At 66.3% G+C, this 14,993-nt stretch carries 16 protein-coding genes and 2 riboswitches; of the genes, 7 read left to right on the top strand and 9 right to left on the bottom strand.

Going from position 1 to position 14,993, the window contains the following annotated elements; genetic code table 11:
- Window positions 1-27: 27 nt before the first annotated feature.
- Window positions 28-630 (bottom strand): type I-C CRISPR-associated protein Cas5c, encoded by a 603-nt coding sequence (gene cas5c / locus LQ954_RS05775; RefSeq protein WP_231022316.1) that lies wholly within the window; start codon window positions 628-630, stop codon window positions 28-30.
- 330 nt (window positions 631-960) lie between these two features.
- On the opposite strand from cas5c, the gene LQ954_RS05770 reads away from it, so the two are divergent.
- Genes LQ954_RS05770 through LQ954_RS05760 form a run of 3 tightly spaced genes read left to right on the top strand, consistent with a single transcriptional unit; the run spans window position 961 to window position 3,931 of the window.
- Window positions 961-1,866 carry a DMT family transporter gene (locus LQ954_RS05770; protein WP_231022315.1) on the top strand — a complete coding sequence of 302 codons (906 nt, stop codon included), beginning with the start codon at window positions 961-963 and terminating at the stop codon, window positions 1,864-1,866.
- Window positions 1,867-1,907: 41 nt separating this feature from the next.
- Complete coding sequence (locus LQ954_RS05765) at window positions 1,908-3,656, top strand: DUF885 domain-containing protein (protein ID WP_231022314.1); 1,749 nt, start codon at window positions 1,908-1,910, stop codon at window positions 3,654-3,656.
- Between the two features lie 20 nt (window positions 3,657-3,676).
- Entirely contained in the window at window positions 3,677-3,931 is a 255-nt protein-coding gene (locus tag LQ954_RS05760; protein ID WP_231022313.1) for a hypothetical protein, read from the top strand.
- Between the two features lie 27 nt (window positions 3,932-3,958).
- Here LQ954_RS05760 and LQ954_RS05755 read toward each other — a convergent pair whose 3' ends face one another.
- From LQ954_RS05755 to LQ954_RS05730, 6 genes are all read right to left on the bottom strand, one after another.
- On the bottom strand, window positions 3,959-4,270 hold the full coding sequence (locus LQ954_RS05755) for a hypothetical protein (RefSeq protein ID WP_231022312.1): 312 nt from the start codon (window positions 4,268-4,270) through the stop codon (window positions 3,959-3,961).
- The gene (gcvPB, locus tag LQ954_RS05750) at window positions 4,271-5,848 is read right to left on the bottom strand and encodes an aminomethyl-transferring glycine dehydrogenase subunit GcvPB (protein ID WP_231022311.1); all 1,578 of its coding nucleotides are present in this window, start codon (window positions 5,846-5,848) and stop codon (window positions 4,271-4,273) included.
- A complete protein-coding gene (gene gcvPA / locus LQ954_RS05745; RefSeq protein ID WP_231022310.1) occupies window positions 5,845-7,203 on the bottom strand; it encodes an aminomethyl-transferring glycine dehydrogenase subunit GcvPA in 1,359 nt (452 codons plus the stop codon). The genes gcvPB and gcvPA overlap by 4 nt, the downstream gene beginning before the upstream one ends.
- Before the next feature lie 118 nt (window positions 7,204-7,321).
- A complete protein-coding gene (gene gcvH / locus LQ954_RS05740; RefSeq protein WP_231022309.1) occupies window positions 7,322-7,693 on the bottom strand; it encodes a glycine cleavage system protein GcvH in 372 nt (123 codons plus the stop codon).
- A complete protein-coding gene (gene gcvT, locus LQ954_RS05735; RefSeq protein WP_231022308.1) occupies window positions 7,694-8,839 on the bottom strand; it encodes a glycine cleavage system aminomethyltransferase GcvT in 1,146 nt (381 codons plus the stop codon).
- A gap of 53 nt (window positions 8,840-8,892) precedes the next feature.
- Window positions 8,893-8,997: riboswitch (glycine riboswitch) on the bottom strand.
- Window positions 8,998-9,099, bottom strand: a riboswitch (glycine riboswitch).
- 89 nt (window positions 9,100-9,188) lie between these two features.
- Window positions 9,189-9,857 carry a hypothetical protein gene (locus LQ954_RS05730; RefSeq protein WP_227770431.1) on the bottom strand — a complete coding sequence of 223 codons (669 nt, stop codon included), beginning with the start codon at window positions 9,855-9,857 and terminating at the stop codon, window positions 9,189-9,191.
- 90 nt (window positions 9,858-9,947) lie between these two features.
- On the opposite strand from LQ954_RS05730, the gene ispH reads away from it, so the two are divergent.
- From ispH to rnhA, 3 genes are all read left to right on the top strand, one after another.
- Window positions 9,948-10,898, top strand: coding sequence for a 4-hydroxy-3-methylbut-2-enyl diphosphate reductase (gene ispH / locus LQ954_RS05725; protein WP_231022307.1), 951 nt, complete (start codon window positions 9,948-9,950; stop codon window positions 10,896-10,898).
- 89 nt (window positions 10,899-10,987) lie between these two features.
- The gene (gene thrB, locus LQ954_RS05720) at window positions 10,988-11,947 is read left to right on the top strand and encodes a homoserine kinase (RefSeq protein ID WP_227770433.1); all 960 of its coding nucleotides are present in this window, start codon (window positions 10,988-10,990) and stop codon (window positions 11,945-11,947) included.
- The gene (gene rnhA / locus LQ954_RS05715) at window positions 11,944-12,396 is read left to right on the top strand and encodes a ribonuclease HI (RefSeq protein WP_231022306.1); all 453 of its coding nucleotides are present in this window, start codon (window positions 11,944-11,946) and stop codon (window positions 12,394-12,396) included. The genes thrB and rnhA overlap by 4 nt, the downstream gene beginning before the upstream one ends.
- Window positions 12,397-12,451: 55 nt before the next feature.
- On the opposite strand, the gene LQ954_RS05710 is transcribed toward rnhA, so the two are convergent.
- Window positions 12,452-13,537, bottom strand: coding sequence for an NAD(P)/FAD-dependent oxidoreductase (locus LQ954_RS05710; protein WP_231022305.1), 1,086 nt, complete (start codon window positions 13,535-13,537; stop codon window positions 12,452-12,454).
- On the bottom strand, window positions 13,534-14,460 hold the full coding sequence (locus LQ954_RS05705) for an alpha/beta fold hydrolase (RefSeq protein ID WP_227770436.1): 927 nt from the start codon (window positions 14,458-14,460) through the stop codon (window positions 13,534-13,536). Before LQ954_RS05705 ends, LQ954_RS05710 begins: the two co-directional genes overlap by 4 nt.
- A gap of 55 nt (window positions 14,461-14,515) precedes the next feature.
- Between LQ954_RS05705 and LQ954_RS05700 the strand changes: the two genes are divergently transcribed.
- Window positions 14,516-14,989, top strand: coding sequence for an A24 family peptidase (locus LQ954_RS05700; RefSeq protein WP_227770437.1), 474 nt, complete (start codon window positions 14,516-14,518; stop codon window positions 14,987-14,989).
- Window positions 14,990-14,993 lie beyond the last annotated feature (4 nt).

The following is a 14,993-nucleotide window of genomic DNA, read 5'->3' as shown; positions in this document are numbered from 1 at the left end:
CAGATGGGACGTCTTCACGTGCCGCGCTTAACCAAAAAGTTGCGGATCACCTGGAGGCGGCACGGTCACAATTCCTGCCACCATTTGCGCACGGAAGAACCGAAGGCGCTTGCGATCCTGGTAATCGGCCTCGTGGACCATCCAGCCTAGGTCGCGCGTCTCATTGATCGGCACCGCCTCTTCCGGCGCGACGTCCTCCAGTAATCGTATCTCTCCTAGATGCTCCTCTCCCCCCAAGAAAACGGATGCGCCGCTTCGAACCTGTCGTCTGAACATGCCTCGGTGGCGTTCCGGTTCGTCCGAGGGGCCGGCCCTCGCGGTCAGATCGAAATGGGCGTCGATAAGGTAACTCACGTCGCGCAAGATGATGGAGCGGGAGTGAAGTTGCCTATCTGCGGAGGTGCGATCCTCGAAAGTACAGATCGGACGAAGAACGCTGATCGCATTGATCACCCAGCGGATTGCCGGACGCCAGTGCACACGATCTAAAATACCCCGTGCCGCCGAAGGTGTCAGTACGTCGTAGGTGACTTCATCACGGCGGAAATCAGGCCTCGGGAAGCACGCGCTATCGCAGTGAGCAACACCCGAACTGCCCTTAAATTCTCCATACGTTCTTTGTATGTTCATCCCCGGCAGCCGCAAACAGGTAGCTGATCCAATCCGGAGCTTTTCTCCGTTGCGTCGACTCTGATCCGTAAGGGGCACATTTCGATAGCCCTATGGCTTTGATCAGGAGGTTGCTGTGAGTTCAGCCAAGATTGTGGTGACCATCGTGGCAGATAGCCCGTCGGCATACTCAATCGGCATACTCAATATGTATCGCGACCGGTCCGCAGCCCTCAACCGCTCCATTCGGCGTCCGCAGAACCACTCGCGTAGCGCCGAAATCAAAATCCTGCGGATGCTAGCGGCGATACAGTTTTCCTAAGCAACAATCGTCGCCTATGCGCGAGCGCAATGCCCGCGCCTCCCGAGTCTCTTTCGCGCGCCATCGGCCTGCGCCTGATCTCGGTTGCGCTATTTGCGACGATGAATGTCGTGATCAAGGTGGCGGAAGCGCAGGGTGCGGGCCTCGGGGAGATCCTGTTCTGGCGGCAGTTCGGCGCGGCGTTGCTGGTCGGGGCGATCGTCGGTGCGGGGCCGGGGTTCGCCTCGCTCAAAACGCAGCGGTTCGGCGCGCATGTGCTGCGCTGCGTGATCGGCCTCACCGCGATGTCGCTGACGTTCTGGACGCTGCTGCTACTGCCGCTGGCGGAGGCGACGACGCTTGGCTTCTCGATGCCCATCTTCGCCACGGTGCTGGGCGCGTTGCTGCTGCACGAGGCGACCGGGTGGCGGCGCTGGGCCGCGGTGCTGGCGGGGTTCATCGGCGTGCTGATCGTGACCCAGCCCGGCGACGGGCATATCCCGCCGCTCGGCATCCTGACCGGCCTTGGCGCGGCGTTCTGCACCGCTTGCATCTCGATCCTGCTACGCACCATCGGCAAGACGGAAGCGGGGCTGACCACCGTGTTCTGGTTTTCCAGCCTGTCGCTGGTGCCGCTGTCCGTCGTCTATGCCGCGTCGGTGAAGGCGCACCCGCCGCTCGTCTGGGCGCTGCTGCTCGCCATCGGGCTGCTCGGCGGGGCGGCGCAGATCGCGATGACGCGGTCGCTGCAGCTTGGTGACGTCAGCCTGGTGGTGCCGATGGATTATACCGCGCTGCTGTGGGCGACGCTGTTCGGATGGCTGGTGTTCGGGATGCTGCCGGTGCCGAGCACGTGGCTGGGCGCGCCAGTGATCATCGCGTCGGGGCTGTACATCGTGTGGCGCGAGCATGTGCGGCGGCAAAAGGATACGCGCGGGGCCATTCCGCAGGAGTGAGCGCTTGCGATCGGCGCGCTGATCGGACACCTAGCCTAGCCATGCCCTTCCTTGCCCCGCTGGCACTCGTCGCCACCGCCGTCGCCCTTGCCCCTGCCGCCACACCCGCGGATGCCGCCTTTGACGCGATCTGGCGCGCGGAATGGGCGTGGCGACAAAGCGAAGGACTGGCGGATGCCGGCCCGGGCGTGGTCGATGACCGCCTGCCCGACGTGTCGGCCGAGGCGCATGCGAAGCGGCTCGCCTATTGGAAGGGCACGCTGGCGAAGCTCGACGCGGTCGACACCAAGCGCCTGTCGCCCGACACGCTGATCGACTGGCAGGTCTATCGCGCGCAAATCGCCGCGCTGATCGACGAGGAGCAGTTCCGCGAGTGGGAAAAGCCGCTGAACGGCGACAGCGCATTCTGGAGCGACCTGCATTATTCCGCGCGCGGCAACTTCGCCGGGGGCGAGAAGGATTACCGCCGCTACCTGAGCTGGCTGCGCACCGTGCCACGCTACCTGGGCCAGCAGACCGACAATATGCGGCTGGGCCTGAAGCGCGGCTTCACCCCGCCCGCCGTCATCATGAAGGGCCGCGACAAGGCGGTGGAGACGATCGCGACGGCGACTGATCCGACGACGGTGGTCTATTACGAGCCGTTCGCCAAGCTGCCTGCGTCGATCCCGGCGGATCGCCGCGCGGCGTTGCAGGCCGAGGCGCGCGCGATCATCGCCGAGCAGATCGTACCCGCGCACAAGACGCTGCTGACGTTCCTGCGCGGCGAATATTTCCCGGGCATGACCGACGAGCTGGCGGCGACGCGCTACGACAATGGCGCGGACTATTACCGCAGCCGGATCCGCGCCTTCACCACATTGGACATGACGCCCGACGCGATCCACGCGCTGGGCTTGGCAGAGATCGCCAAGATCCGCGCCGAGATGGAGCAGGTGAAGAAGGACGCGAAGTTCGACGGCGACCTGCCGGCGTTCCTGAAGTTCCTGCGCACCGACCCGCAATTCTACCCCAAGACCGCCGACGAGCTGATGAAGGAGGCGGCGTGGCACGCCAAAAGGTTCGACGCGATGTCGGGCAAGTGGTTCGGCCGGCTGCCGCGGCAGCGGTTCGCGATCATCGAGGTGCCGCCCGATATCGCGCCTTTCTACACCGCCGGGCGCGGCGGGCCGGGGACGTATCTGGTCAACACCTATGACCTGCCGTCACGCCCGCTGTTCCAGCTGCCGGCGCTGACGCTGCATGAAAGCGCGCCGGGGCACGCATTCCAGATGCCGTTGTCGATCGAGAACACGACGCTGAAGCCGTTCCGGCGCAACAGCTATATCTCGGCGTTCGGCGAAGGATGGGCGTTGTACACCGAGCGGCTGGGCGACGAGATGGGTTTCTATCGCACGCCCTATGAGCGGTTCGGGATGCTTTCGTATCAGGCGTGGCGCGCGGCGCGGCTGGTGATCGATACCGGCATCCACGCCAAGGGCTGGACGCGCGATCAGGCGCTGCAATATTTCCGCGAGAATACCGCGCTGAGCGAGCATGAGATCACCACCGAGGTCGATCGCTACATTGGCTGGCCGGGCCAGGCGCTGAGCTATTATCTGGGCCAGCTGGCGGTGCAGCGATCGCGCGCCAAGGCGGAGAAGGCGCTGGGCGACCGGTTCGACATCCGCAACTTCCACGATCTGGTGCTGAGCCTTGGCAGCGTGCCGATCCCGGTGCTGGAGGCGCGCGTCGACCGCTTCATCGCGGAGGGCGGCCCGTCGCCCTACCCCAAGGAACCCGCCGCCTGACGCCAAGCGTTTAGCCCGGCATGGATGACAATCTGGCGCTGGGCCTAAAACGGTCGGCCGAAATGGCCGCGGTGTTCATGATCGGCGACGATCTGCTTGGGCTGCTGCAGCCCAAGCGCCATGTTGCGCTGTGGCGATCGGAGGTGGACGCGGTGGACGCGCTGGTCCGCCCGTTCGGCGGCCATCCTGGACGGCGGCGGCTGTACGGGTTGGCGCAGATCGGCGCGGGGATCGTGCTGGCGGCGTCGCTCAGGCCGAAGCGAAGCAGCGACTGACGGTTGTCCGTGTGGCCGGCGTACTGATCAGGAGATGATCGCGATGAGGCCGGCAAGCGTGACGGCAAGCGCGAGGCCGAACAGGATCAGCCACGGCCGCAAGGACTGCCCACGCCGCACGCGGCGCACCATCCCGATGGTGCCAAGTAGCGCACCCAGCGCCATCGAGATCGGCACCACGCCGCCGAGCATCGCAATGCCGGGCTTGGGATCGTCGTTGAGCGGCGGCAGGCCCAGCACATTGTGCCACAGGTGAACGAAGAGCAGCGCGGCGAGCAGCCCCAGCGCCGCGCCGCCGACAAGGCCGGCGGTGCCCGCGAGCACCGCCCTGCCCGTCATTTACTCGGCCGCCTCGCTGGTGACGACCGGCGGTTTCCACACCAGCTTCGGCTTGCGCGCGGCCAGCGTCTCGTCGAGGCGGCTGCGCGGCGCGAAGTGCGGCGCGGTCTTGAGGCTCTGGTCGCCGGCCTTCGCGCGTTCGGCCACCGAGCGCAGCGCGCCGATGAACTGATCCAGCGCGGCCTTTGACTCCGTTTCCGTCGGCTCGACCAGCATCGCGCCATGGACGACCAGCGGGAAATACATGGTCATCGGATGGAAGCCCTCGTCGATCAGCGCCTTGGCAACGTCGATCGTCGAGAAGCCCTCAGGGAAGCCTTCGTCGGAGAAGATCGCCTCGTGCATGCACGGGCCGGAGAAGGCGAACGGCGCGTCGAGCGTGTCCTCGAGGCTGCGCAGGACGTAGTTCGCGTTGAGCACCGCATCCTCGGCGACCTGACGCAGGCCGTCGGCGCCGTGGCTGAGGATATAGGTCAGCGCGCGGGTGAACATGCCCATCTGGCCGTGGAAGGCGGTCATGCGGCCGAACGTGTCGGGGTGATCGTCGCCCGCCGTCTCTTCCTCGATCAGCGCGATATGGCCGTCCTTCATCCGCGCGGTGAAGGGCAGCGGGCCGAACGGCGCCAGCGCCTCCGACAATACGGTCGGGCCGGAGCCGGGGCCGCCGCCGCCATGCGGGGTGGAGAAGGTCTTGTGCAGGTTGATGTGCATCGCATCGACGCCAAGGTCGCCCGGACGCACGCGGCCGACGATCGCGTTGAAGTTCGCGCCGTCGCAATAGACGTAGGCGCCCGCCGCGTGGACCGCGTCCGAGATCGCCTTCAGGTCACGCTCGAACAGCCCGCAGGTATTGGGGTTGGTGATCATCACCGCCGCCACGTCCGGCCCGAGCCGCGCCTTCAGCGCCTCGGTATCGACGCGGCCCTCCGGCGTTGCGGGGATATCCTCGACGCTGAAGCCGGCAAAGGCCGCGGTCGCGGGGTTGGTTCCGTGCGCGCTTTCCGGGACCAGCACGACCTTGCGATGCCCCTCGCCGCGCTTTTCCAGCGCTGCCTTGATGCACAGGATGCCGCACAATTCGCCATGCGCGCCGGCCTTGGGGCTCATCGCGACGCCGTGCATGCCGGTCAGCTCGATCAGCCACACCGCCAGTTCGTTGATGACGCCGAGCGCGCCCTGCACCGTATCGACCGGCTGGAGCGGGTGAACGTCGGCGAAGCCGGGGAGCCGCGCCATCTTCTCGTTGAGGCGCGGATTGTGCTTCATCGTGCACGAACCGAGCGGGAACAGGCCGAGGTCGATGGCGTAGTTCTGCCGGCTGAGACGGGTGTAGTGGCGCAACGTTTCGGGCTCGCTAAGGCCCGGCAAGCCGATCGGCGCCTTGCGCGTGAGGTTGCCGAGCCGAGAGCCGGCGACATCCCCTCCCGCGAAGTCGACGCCGGTGGTCTGATCGTCGCCGATCTCGAAGATCAGCGCCTCTTCCAGCATCAGCGCCTTGTTGCCGGTGAAGGTGGCGGGGGCGCCGCCTTCATTGGCCTGGGGCGACGTGGGCTTCCAGCCGCTCTGGTTGATGGTCATGCCAGCACCTCCTGAAGCGCGGTGGCCAGCGCCTCGATATCCTCGTCGGTCACGGTTTCGGTCACCGCCACGACCAAGCCATTCTCCAGCGCGCCTTCGCCGGGATAGAGCCGGCCGAGCGATACGCCGGCGAGCACGCCGCGATCGGCCAGCGTGCGGACCAGCGGCCGCGCCTCCTGGCCGAGATCGAGCGTGAATTCGTTGAAGAAGCTGTCGTTGACGACGCGCACGCCGGGCACCTTCGCCAGGCGGTCGGCCGCGCGGCACGCCTGGGCGTGGTTGATCCCGGCCAGCCGGCGAAGGCCAGCCTCACCCAGCAGCGTCATGTGGATCGAGAAGGCCAGCGCGCAGAGGCCGGAGTTGGTGCAGATGTTGCTGGTCGCCTTCTCGCGGCGGATGTGCTGCTCGCGGGTGGAGAGCGTCAGCACGAAGCCGCGGCGGCCGTCGGCGTCCACCGTCTCGCCGCACAGGCGGCCCGGCATCTGGCGGACATATTTGTCCTTGCAGCCGAAGAGGCCGACGTACGGTCCGCCGAACTGGAGGCCGACGCCGATCGACTGGCCTTCGCCGACGACGATATCGGCGTCCATCTCGCCGGGCGACTTGATCGCGCCCAGCGCCACCGGCTCGGTGACGACGGCGATCAGCAGCGCCTTCTTGGCGTGGCAGGCGTCGGCCAGCGGCTGGAGATCGGTGATGCGGCCGAGGATGTCGGGATATTGGACGACGACGCAGCTGGTGTCGTCATCGATGCTGGCGATCAGCGCGTCGACGTCGGTCTCTGCGGTCAGAGCAGGGACCGAGGTTTCCAGCGAGTCGCCGGTGTATTTGGCCATCGTCTTGGCGACGGAGACGTAGTGCGGGTGGAGGCCGCCCGAGAGGATCGCCTTGGCGCGCTTGGTGATGCGGCGCGCCATGCCGATCGCTTCCCAGCAGGCGGTCGACCCGTCGTACATCGAGGCGTTCGCCACATCGGTCCCGAGCAGGCGTGCGACCTGCGTCTGGAACTCGAACAGCATCTGCAGCGTGCCCTGCGCGATTTCGGGCTGGTAGGGCGTGTAGGCAGTCAGGAACTCGCCGCGCTGGATCAGGTGATCGACGCTGGCGGGGACATGGTGGCGGTATGCGCCGCAGCCGAGGAAAAACGGCGCCTCGCCCGCGGACAGATTCTGCCGCGCGAGCTTCGTCATGTGGCGTTCGACCGCCAGCTCGCTGGCATGCGCGGGCAGGTTCGCGATCGGGCCGGACAGGCGCGCGGATTCGGGCACGTCGACGAACAGGTCATCGATCGAGCCCGCGCCGATGACGGCGAGCATCTCGCGGCGATCGTGGTCGGTAAGCGGTAGGTAGCGCATTCACATGTCTCCGCACTTACCCCGAAGGGAAGCGCTGCTGGATCGGCGTCACCGCACCAATCTTGTGCGGACAGGCCCCACCCCGGCCCCTCCCCCGAAGGGAGCGGCCGGTTAAATCTTACAGCTTCTCGACGAACGCCTTGTAGGCGGTTTCGTCCATCAGCCCGTCGAGCTGTGACGCGTCCGACAGGGTGAGCTTGAAGAACCAGCCCTCGCCTTCCGGATCGGTGTTCACCAGGCCAGGCTCATCGGCGAGCGCCGCATTGCCCTCGATCACCGAGCCCGAGACCGGCGAATAGACGTCGCTGGCGGCCTTCACGCTTTCGACCACGGCGGCCTCGTCACCCTTGGCGAGCGACTTGCCGGCTTCCGGCACGTCGACGAACACGATGTCGCCGAGCTGGCCCTGCGCATAATCCGAGATGCCGACGGTGCCGACATCACCGTCGACGTCGATCCACTCATGATCCTCGGTGAAATAACGGCTCATTTACTTCGCTCCTCGGACATAGCGGTGGGGGACGAATGGCATAGCGGTGACGGTGCCGGCGTGGACCTTGCCACGCTGCGACAGCTGGATGCGGGTGCCGGGGGTGGCCATCGCGAGCGGAACGTACGCCATGGCGATCGGTGCCCCGACGCTGGGCGCGAACCCGCCGGACGTGACGCTGCCGACGGTGCTGCCGTCTTCATCGAGAACGCTTGCGCCCTCGCGCACCGGCTGACGCCCCTCGACCAGCAGGCCGACCCGCTTGGTGATGGGGCCGCTCTCGCGTTCGGCGAGGATGCGCTCGGCACCTGGGAAGCCACCTTCCTCGCGGCGGCGCTTGAACAAAGCAAAGCCGAGGTCCGCCATCACCGGGGTCGTCTCGGGCGAGAGGTCATGACCGTAGAGCGGGAGCCCAGCCTCAAGCCGCAGCGAATCGCGGGCGCCAAGGCCGATCGGCTTCACCTCGGGCTGTTCCAGCAGCGCATCGGCGAACGCCTCGACGGCTTCCGCCGGGATCGAGATCTCAAAGCCGTCCTCGCCCGTGTAGCCCGAGCGGCTGATCCACAAGTCATGCCCCTGCCAAGTGAAGGGCGCGGCCTGCATGAACACCAAAGCGTCGACGCCCGGGACGAGCCGGACCAGCGCCTCCACTGCCTTGGGCCCCTGCAGCGCCAGCAGCGCATGGTCCTCCATCAGGTTCAGCGTGATGTCGTCCGGCAGATGATCGAGCATGTGCGCGATATCGTCATACTTGGTCGCGCCGTTGACGACCATGTAGATGCGCTCGCCATCCTCGTCGGCGGGGAGGCGCGTGAGCATCAGATCGTCGAGGATGCCGCCGTTTTCGTCGAGCAGCAGCGAATAACGCGCGCGGTTGAGCGCGAGGCCGGCAATGTCGGCGGGCATCATCGCCTCGAGCGCGGGCACCAGCCCCTCGCCGCGGAAGGTGATCTGCCCCATGTGGCTGACATCGAACAGGCCGGCGCTTTCGCGCGTCCACAGATGCTCGGCCATGATGCCTTCGTACTGCACGGGCATCCAATAGCCAGCGAACTCGACCATCCGGCCGCCGCGCGCACGATGCCAGCCGTCGAGCGGCAGCGTCATGGTTTCGATGATTACGTCTTCGTCGTCGTGATCGCTCATCGCGGATCGTCCGTCTTCAAGGGCGATCGTCCCGCCGTGGTGGCGAAACGAACCGAACCCCCTCTGTCACGGAACCTGAGAGCTTTCGCGCGAGGAGGCCCGCGCTTACACCTTCGGTGGGCCACGCGCGTCGGCGGGGCCGCTTTCCAGAGCGTCGATGGGTATGCGCGGTCCCTGCTGCCTGAGAGATTCCGGGGTGGTTGCTCCTTCGGCGGCGGATCGTGCCTGAAAGGCCATCCGCGCTCTCCCGCGCGCCCACGCCGGTTGCCCGGCATCGACATTTGCGCCTGTGGCGGGGTGCGCGGGGCGAGTCAATCGCCCACGCACGGCCGCTACATTGGGTAAGCCTTCAGCGCTGCGCGTTGTAGCGCAACTGATCCGGTGTGAGCTGGAAACCGACCAGTGCCTCGAAGCTGGCGGAAAGCACCGCCTGCCGCACTTCCGGCGTGGAAAGCGGATCGATGGCGGCATCCTGATCGCCCGCCTTGCGCTTGCGGGTGAGCTGTTCGCGCACCGATTCGGGGAGAGTCGCCGCCGCGCGGTTCACATTGGCGCTCGCCTGAGCCGACGTGCTGGCAAGCGCCTGGCCCGGCTCGAACCGGATCGCGACGGCGCCGACGCGCTTGGCCACCACCTGGCTGCCGCCGCGAACGACGGTGATGAAGTACGGCAGGGTCACTTCACGCGGGCCGTCCGTCCGAGTGCGACGAGCGCGAACGTCGAAGGTGACAGTGCTGACCACTTCGGCACCGCTGTCGTCGCAGGTGCTGCGAACATTGGTGATCGCGGCCGTTACGTCGATGGCGCTGGCGTCCTGGCTGGTCGCCGGGTCGAACAGGGTGATGTCTCCCGTACCGGTCGGCACGCCGACAACCGGGCAGGCGGTACGCACCGCGGTAATCCCGACGCCGCCCTCCAGAGAGATGTCGCCGCTCTTGGCGCAACCGCCAGCGAGCAGGACCAGGGCGAGCGGGGCAACGCCAAACGCGGGGCGAAACGCGGAGGTGCGAAAGGACACGTGCGGAGAAACCTTATGCGAACGGGTACGAAGTGCCCGCGCGCTCATAACCGCCTTCCGTGCAGGCAGGCAATCGCGTAAGCGGCAGGGATGACCGACAAGCCAGCGCTCGAACTGCTGATTGCCGCCCCGCGCGGCTTCTGCGCCGGAGTGGACCGCGCGATCCGCATCGTCGAACTGGCGATCGAAAAGCACGGCGCCCCCGTCTACGTCCGCCACGAGATCGTCCACAACAAGTTCGTCGTGGACTCGCTGAAGGCGAAGGGTGCGATTTTCGTGGAGGAGCTGGACGAGGTGCCCGATGGCGCGCCGGTCGTCTTTTCCGCACACGGCGTGCCCAAGTCGGTACCCGCTAATGCCGAGGCGCGCGGGCTGGAATATCTGGATGCGACCTGCCCGCTGGTGTCGAAGGTCCATCGCCAGGCGGAGCGGCTGGTAGCGGCCGGCCGGCATATCCTGTTCATCGGCCATGCCGGCCACCCCGAAGTGATCGGCACGTTCGGGCAGGTGCCGGATGGCGCGATGACGTTGATCGAGGACGTGGCCGACGCCGAAGCGCTGCAGCCCGCAGATCACGACAACCTCGCGTTCCTGACGCAAACCACGCTGTCGGTGGATGATACCGCCGAGGTGGTGCGCGTGTTGCAGCGACGCTTCCCGAACATGCAGCCGCCGCGCGGCGAGGATATCTGCTACGCCACCTCAAACCGGCAGGCGGCCGTAAAGGCGATCGCCAGTGCGTGCGACGCGGTGCTGGTGATTGGCGCGCCGAACTCGTCCAACTCGCTGCGGCTGGTCGAAGTGGCCGAGCGCGAAGGCGTACCCGCGCGGCTGATCCAGCGTGCCGCGGATCTCGATTGGTCGTTCCTTGAGGGTGTCGGTACGCTGGGCGTCAGCGCGGGGGCGTCGGCTCCCGAGCTTCTGGTGCGCGAACTGGTGGACCTTTTGTCCACTCGCTACGAGGTGACCGAGCGCGAGGAAGAGACGACGCGCGAAACGATCGCGTTCAAGCTGCCGCGCGCGCTCGACGCGGCTGCCTGACGCGCTGCGTCTGACGGCCGGCAGGCGAGCGGAAGATCGGCCTATTGATGTGTCAGGGGGATGCCGGCGTGCCGGCATGACGATCGCATATGGCGGTTTATACTCATGTGTCGGCGGAAGCACTTTCCGCCTTTCTGCGGCGCTATGACGTTGGCGAGCTGGTCTCCGCGAAGGGGATCGCAGAGGGGGTCGAGAACTCCAACTATCTCGTGGATACCACGCGTGGGCGGTTCATCCTGACGCTGTACGAAAAGCGGGTCGCAGCGGACGACCTGCCCTTCTTCATGAGCCTGCTCGATCATCTGGATGCCAAGGGCTTGCCAGTCCCGCCGGCGATCAAGGATCGCGACGGACGCGAGATCCAGGAGCTGGAAGGGCGTCCGGCTTGCCTGATCAAGTTCCTGTCGGGCGTATCGCTGTCCCACCCGACCGCGGCGCAAGCGCTGGCGGCGGGTGATGCCATGGGCGCGATGCACCGCGCCGTCGCCGACTTCACGCCGACACGCCCGAATTCGATGGGTGTGGAGACATGGCGACCGTTGTTCGAACGGTGCGGGCGCAGCCTTGATGATATCGCGCCGGGGCTCCACGACGATCTCGCCTTCGCCTTGGACAATGTGGAGGCGAATTGGTGCGGCGCGGACTTCGAGCGCAGCGCGATCCACGCCGACCTCTTCCCCGACAATGTCCTGATGCTTGGCGACAGGGTCACCGGGCTTATCGACTTCTATTTCGCGTGCACGGACATCCGCGTCTATGACCTGGCAGTGATGCACACCGCCTGGTCGTTCGATGCAAAGGGCGGCAACTATGATGCACAGGTCGGCGATGCGCTCATCGCCGGGTACGAGCGGCACTTCTCATTGTCCTCGCTTGAGCGGGCAAGGTTTGGCACGTTCGCCAGCGGCGCCTGCATCCGCTTCGCCCTTTCGCGTGCATGGGACTGGCTTAACACCCCGGCTGACGCGCTGGTCGTTCGCAAGGACCCGCTCGCCTATATGCGGCGCCTCAAACATTATGATCCGGAACTGGTGACACGCGTTCGATGACCGAAATGACGAAGGTGGAGGCGTTCACCGATGGCGCGTGCAAGGGCAATCCGGGACCGGGCGGCTGGGGCGCGGTGCTGCGCATGGGCGCGCATGAAAAAGAGCTGTCCGGCGGCGAAGCGCTGACCACCAACAACCGGATGGAGCTGACTGCCGCGATCGAGGCGCTGAACGCTTTCACGCGGCCCTGTCACGTCACCTTGTACACCGACAGCCGCTACGTGATGGACGGGCTCACCAAGTGGATCCACGGCTGGCGGCGGAATGGCTGGAAGACGGCGGACAAGAAACCGGTGAAGAATGCCGAGCTATGGCAGGCGCTGCTTGAGGCGGCGGCACGTCACCGCGTGGAGTGGCAATGGGTGAAGGGCCACGCCGGCCATCCGGAAAATGAACGCGCGGATCGCCTGGCGAGCGACGCCGCTGTGGCCGCCGGCAAGCGCGGCTGAAAGGCCCTGGCGCTCCGGCGGGCCCCGTCCGCCACCCTCGCCGCGACAACGTGGCTCAGACGCGGGCGAAGCGGGTCGGGGCGTAGCGTTCGATGTCGATCGTACCGGCGAGCGCAGGAACTTCGCTAAGCAGAAGCGCGGCCCCGATCATGGCAGCGGCTGGTGCGGTCTGAATACCGAAGCCACCCTGCCCCGCAAACCAGAAGAAGGCGGGTGTGTCGGCAGCAAAGCCATAAACGGGCAAGCGATCCGGCGCGAAACTGCGCAGTCCGGCCCATTTGCGCTCAAGCTGGGTTATCCGCCAGTCTACCGCCTGTTCGAAGCGATCGATCGCAATCGCGACATCGAGTTCTTCCGGCTGAGCGTCCGCAGGATCGGAAGGCGTTTCATCGTGCGGGCTGAGCCACAGGCGACCGCCAGCCTCGGGCTTGAAGTAGAAATCCCCGCCGATGTGAACAACGTGCGGAACACCCGGCGCTGGCGCGGGATCGGTCTTCAACTGCACCATGGTGCGTCGGTAAGGCTGAATGTTCAGGGGCGATGCACCAGCCAAGCGCGCTACGTGGTCGGCCCAGGCCCCGGCGGCGTTCACCAGCACCGCAGCCTCATACACGCCAGCCGTGGACTCCAGTCGCCAGAGGCCGCGAGTGCGGGTTGCACCCGTCAGCGCGGCACGCAGGACCAGTTCCGCACCGGCCCGGCGCGCGCGCGTCAGGGCCTCGGCATGGAGCGCGGCCACGTCGATATAGGCGCAGGTCGGCTCCATGATGCCGATGGTCCAGCCAGGGCGAAGCCCGTGCACGTGATCTCGCGGATCAACTGGGACAAGCGGAACGCCGCTGTCCGCGAACGCCGCGAGGAAGGCCTCGGCCTCGGCAGCTGCCGAGGCGCGGCCGATGTGAAGCGAGCCCAGCGGATCAAGGAAGCCTCCGGCCCGGAGGCTCTCGCCCGAGGCGGTGGTGAGCGGCTGTATTCCGGGCCCGCCGTAGGTTTCGGACCAGAAGGCCGCCGATCGCCCGGTCGCGTGGTAACCCGGAACCTCCTCAGCCTCGATCAGCAGCACGCGGGCGCGCGCGCCAAGTTCCGCCGCAAGCGACGCTCCCGCCATGCCGGCGCCGACGATGGCGATGTCGTAGGTCACGGCAGACGAGTCGCGAGGTATTCGTCGATAGCGGCGAGCGCGCGGTTCCTGACAGGATCAGCCTCGCGCAGGATCTCATGGGCGCATTCGCGACCAAACTCACGCAACTCCGCGTTCGGGAGCTTGCCGGCCACCCTCGCCGCTGCGCGAGGGTCGACCAGCCCGTCTTCGGCCGCGATCAGCATGAGGATGGGAGTGCTCAGCGTTGCCAAGCGGGGGTCACTACGCTGCCGGCGGGTCGAGGCGAACGCCTGAACCAGCCAGGACCAGCTGGGCGGCCCCAATCTGATCTCGGGCACCTGATCATACCACCATTGCTCGTCGGCATAGCGGCTGGCGTCGCTGGTCAGGAGTTGTTGCCGCTTTCTTCGGCTCGCGGGCCGCTCATTGCCCTTCCAAGCGGCGCGCGCCGGATCGCCCAACCTGCACATGATCTGCGCCAATCCCTCGCCAAGCCGCGCGGCGATCGGCGCCTTCAGCCCGAGCATCGGAGCGATCAGGACCGCTGCGTCTGGATCGATCACCTGATCCAGCAGCGCTTGCAGAATAAGGTGCCCGCCCATGGAATGACCAATGGCGACGCGCGGGCCGGCAACGTCCCAGTCGTCCCAGAAGGCGGCGAGATCACTGAGAAACGGCGCGAAGTCTTCGGCATGGCCGACATGCGGATCGGGAGAGAGCCGGCCGGAGCCACCCTGCCCTCGCCAGTCGAATGCCGCGATCGACCAGCCCGCCCGGTGCCAGTGTTCGAACGATTCGAGATATTTCTCGAACACGTCGCCGCGCCCCGTCTGAAACAGGATCCCGCCACGACCGGAGCCGCGCCAATCGAAGCGACGAAGTTGCCACCCGTCCGGAGCGGACCAGCACGCAACGGTCGCGTCGGCCGGGATGGCCCGGCGGATCGGAGCAGGCATATTCATGGCGAGGCGGCTTGGTTACGGTTTCGCAAGCCATTCCGTCTAGTGCCGCCTCTTCATGGGGTTGAATTTTCTTTCCTGGGCGCTGCCGGTGATTCTCGGCCTTCTGCTCCTGTCGGCTGGCATCGAAGACGCCCGCGTGCGTGAAATCGCCAATTGGAAGAATGCAACCATCGCGCTGCTCGCGCCGCTGTGGTGGTTCGCGATCGGTATTGCGCCCTGGCCCGGCATGGTCGTTCAGATCGGGGTGGCGCTGGTGGTGCTTGTGCTCTTCTGCGTGGCTTTTCACTTCGGCCAGATGGGCGGCGGCGACGTGAAGCTGATCGCTGCGCTGGCGCTTTGGATGCCGGTGGGAGCTTTGGTTCAGCTTTTGCTGGTCATGTCCATCATCGGCGGCGCTCTCACAATAGTGATGCTGATTGATCACAGGATCCGTAAAAACAGCGGAAATCCCGAGATCCCTTATGGGGTGGCGATAGCTATCGCCGGACTGATCGGGCTGCGCGAACCGCTTCTTAACCACTTCACCTAATCAT

It is taken from the genome of Sphingomonas sp. IC-11 (genome assembly GCF_021043365.1).
Lineage (GTDB): Bacteria > Pseudomonadota > Alphaproteobacteria > Sphingomonadales > Sphingomonadaceae > Sphingomonas.
The sequence above is the reverse complement of the archived record's forward strand: the minus strand, read 5'-3'. Positions and strand labels throughout refer to the sequence as shown.

Excerpts from the sequence above, each read along its gene's own strand:
- rnhA (WP_231022306.1), top strand. The coding sequence starts at position 11,944 with ATGACCGAAATGACGAAGGTGGAGGCGTTCACCGATGGCGCGTGCAAG.
- gcvPA (WP_231022310.1), bottom strand. The coding sequence starts at position 7,203 with ATGCGCTACCTACCGCTTACCGACCACGATCGCCGCGAGATGCTCGCC.
- cas5c (WP_231022316.1), bottom strand. The coding sequence starts at position 630 with ATGAACATACAAAGAACGTATGGAGAATTTAAGGGCAGTTCGGGTGTT.
- thrB (WP_227770433.1), top strand. The coding sequence starts at position 10,988 with ATGGCGGTTTATACTCATGTGTCGGCGGAAGCACTTTCCGCCTTTCTG.
- LQ954_RS05765 (WP_231022314.1), top strand. The coding sequence starts at position 1,908 with ATGCCCTTCCTTGCCCCGCTGGCACTCGTCGCCACCGCCGTCGCCCTT.
- gcvT (WP_231022308.1), bottom strand. The coding sequence starts at position 8,839 with ATGAGCGATCACGACGACGAAGACGTAATCATCGAAACCATGACGCTG.
- LQ954_RS05770 (WP_231022315.1), top strand. The coding sequence starts at position 961 with ATGCCCGCGCCTCCCGAGTCTCTTTCGCGCGCCATCGGCCTGCGCCTG.
- LQ954_RS05705 (WP_227770436.1), bottom strand. The coding sequence starts at position 14,460 with ATGAATATGCCTGCTCCGATCCGCCGGGCCATCCCGGCCGACGCGACC.
- gcvPB (WP_231022311.1), bottom strand. The coding sequence starts at position 5,848 with ATGACCATCAACCAGAGCGGCTGGAAGCCCACGTCGCCCCAGGCCAAT.
- LQ954_RS05755 (WP_231022312.1), bottom strand. The coding sequence starts at position 4,270 with ATGACGGGCAGGGCGGTGCTCGCGGGCACCGCCGGCCTTGTCGGCGGC.
- ispH (WP_231022307.1), top strand. The coding sequence starts at position 9,948 with ATGACCGACAAGCCAGCGCTCGAACTGCTGATTGCCGCCCCGCGCGGC.
- gcvH (WP_231022309.1), bottom strand. The coding sequence starts at position 7,693 with ATGAGCCGTTATTTCACCGAGGATCATGAGTGGATCGACGTCGACGGT.
- LQ954_RS05760 (WP_231022313.1), top strand. The coding sequence starts at position 3,677 with ATGGATGACAATCTGGCGCTGGGCCTAAAACGGTCGGCCGAAATGGCC.
- LQ954_RS05700 (WP_227770437.1), top strand. The coding sequence starts at position 14,516 with ATGGGGTTGAATTTTCTTTCCTGGGCGCTGCCGGTGATTCTCGGCCTT.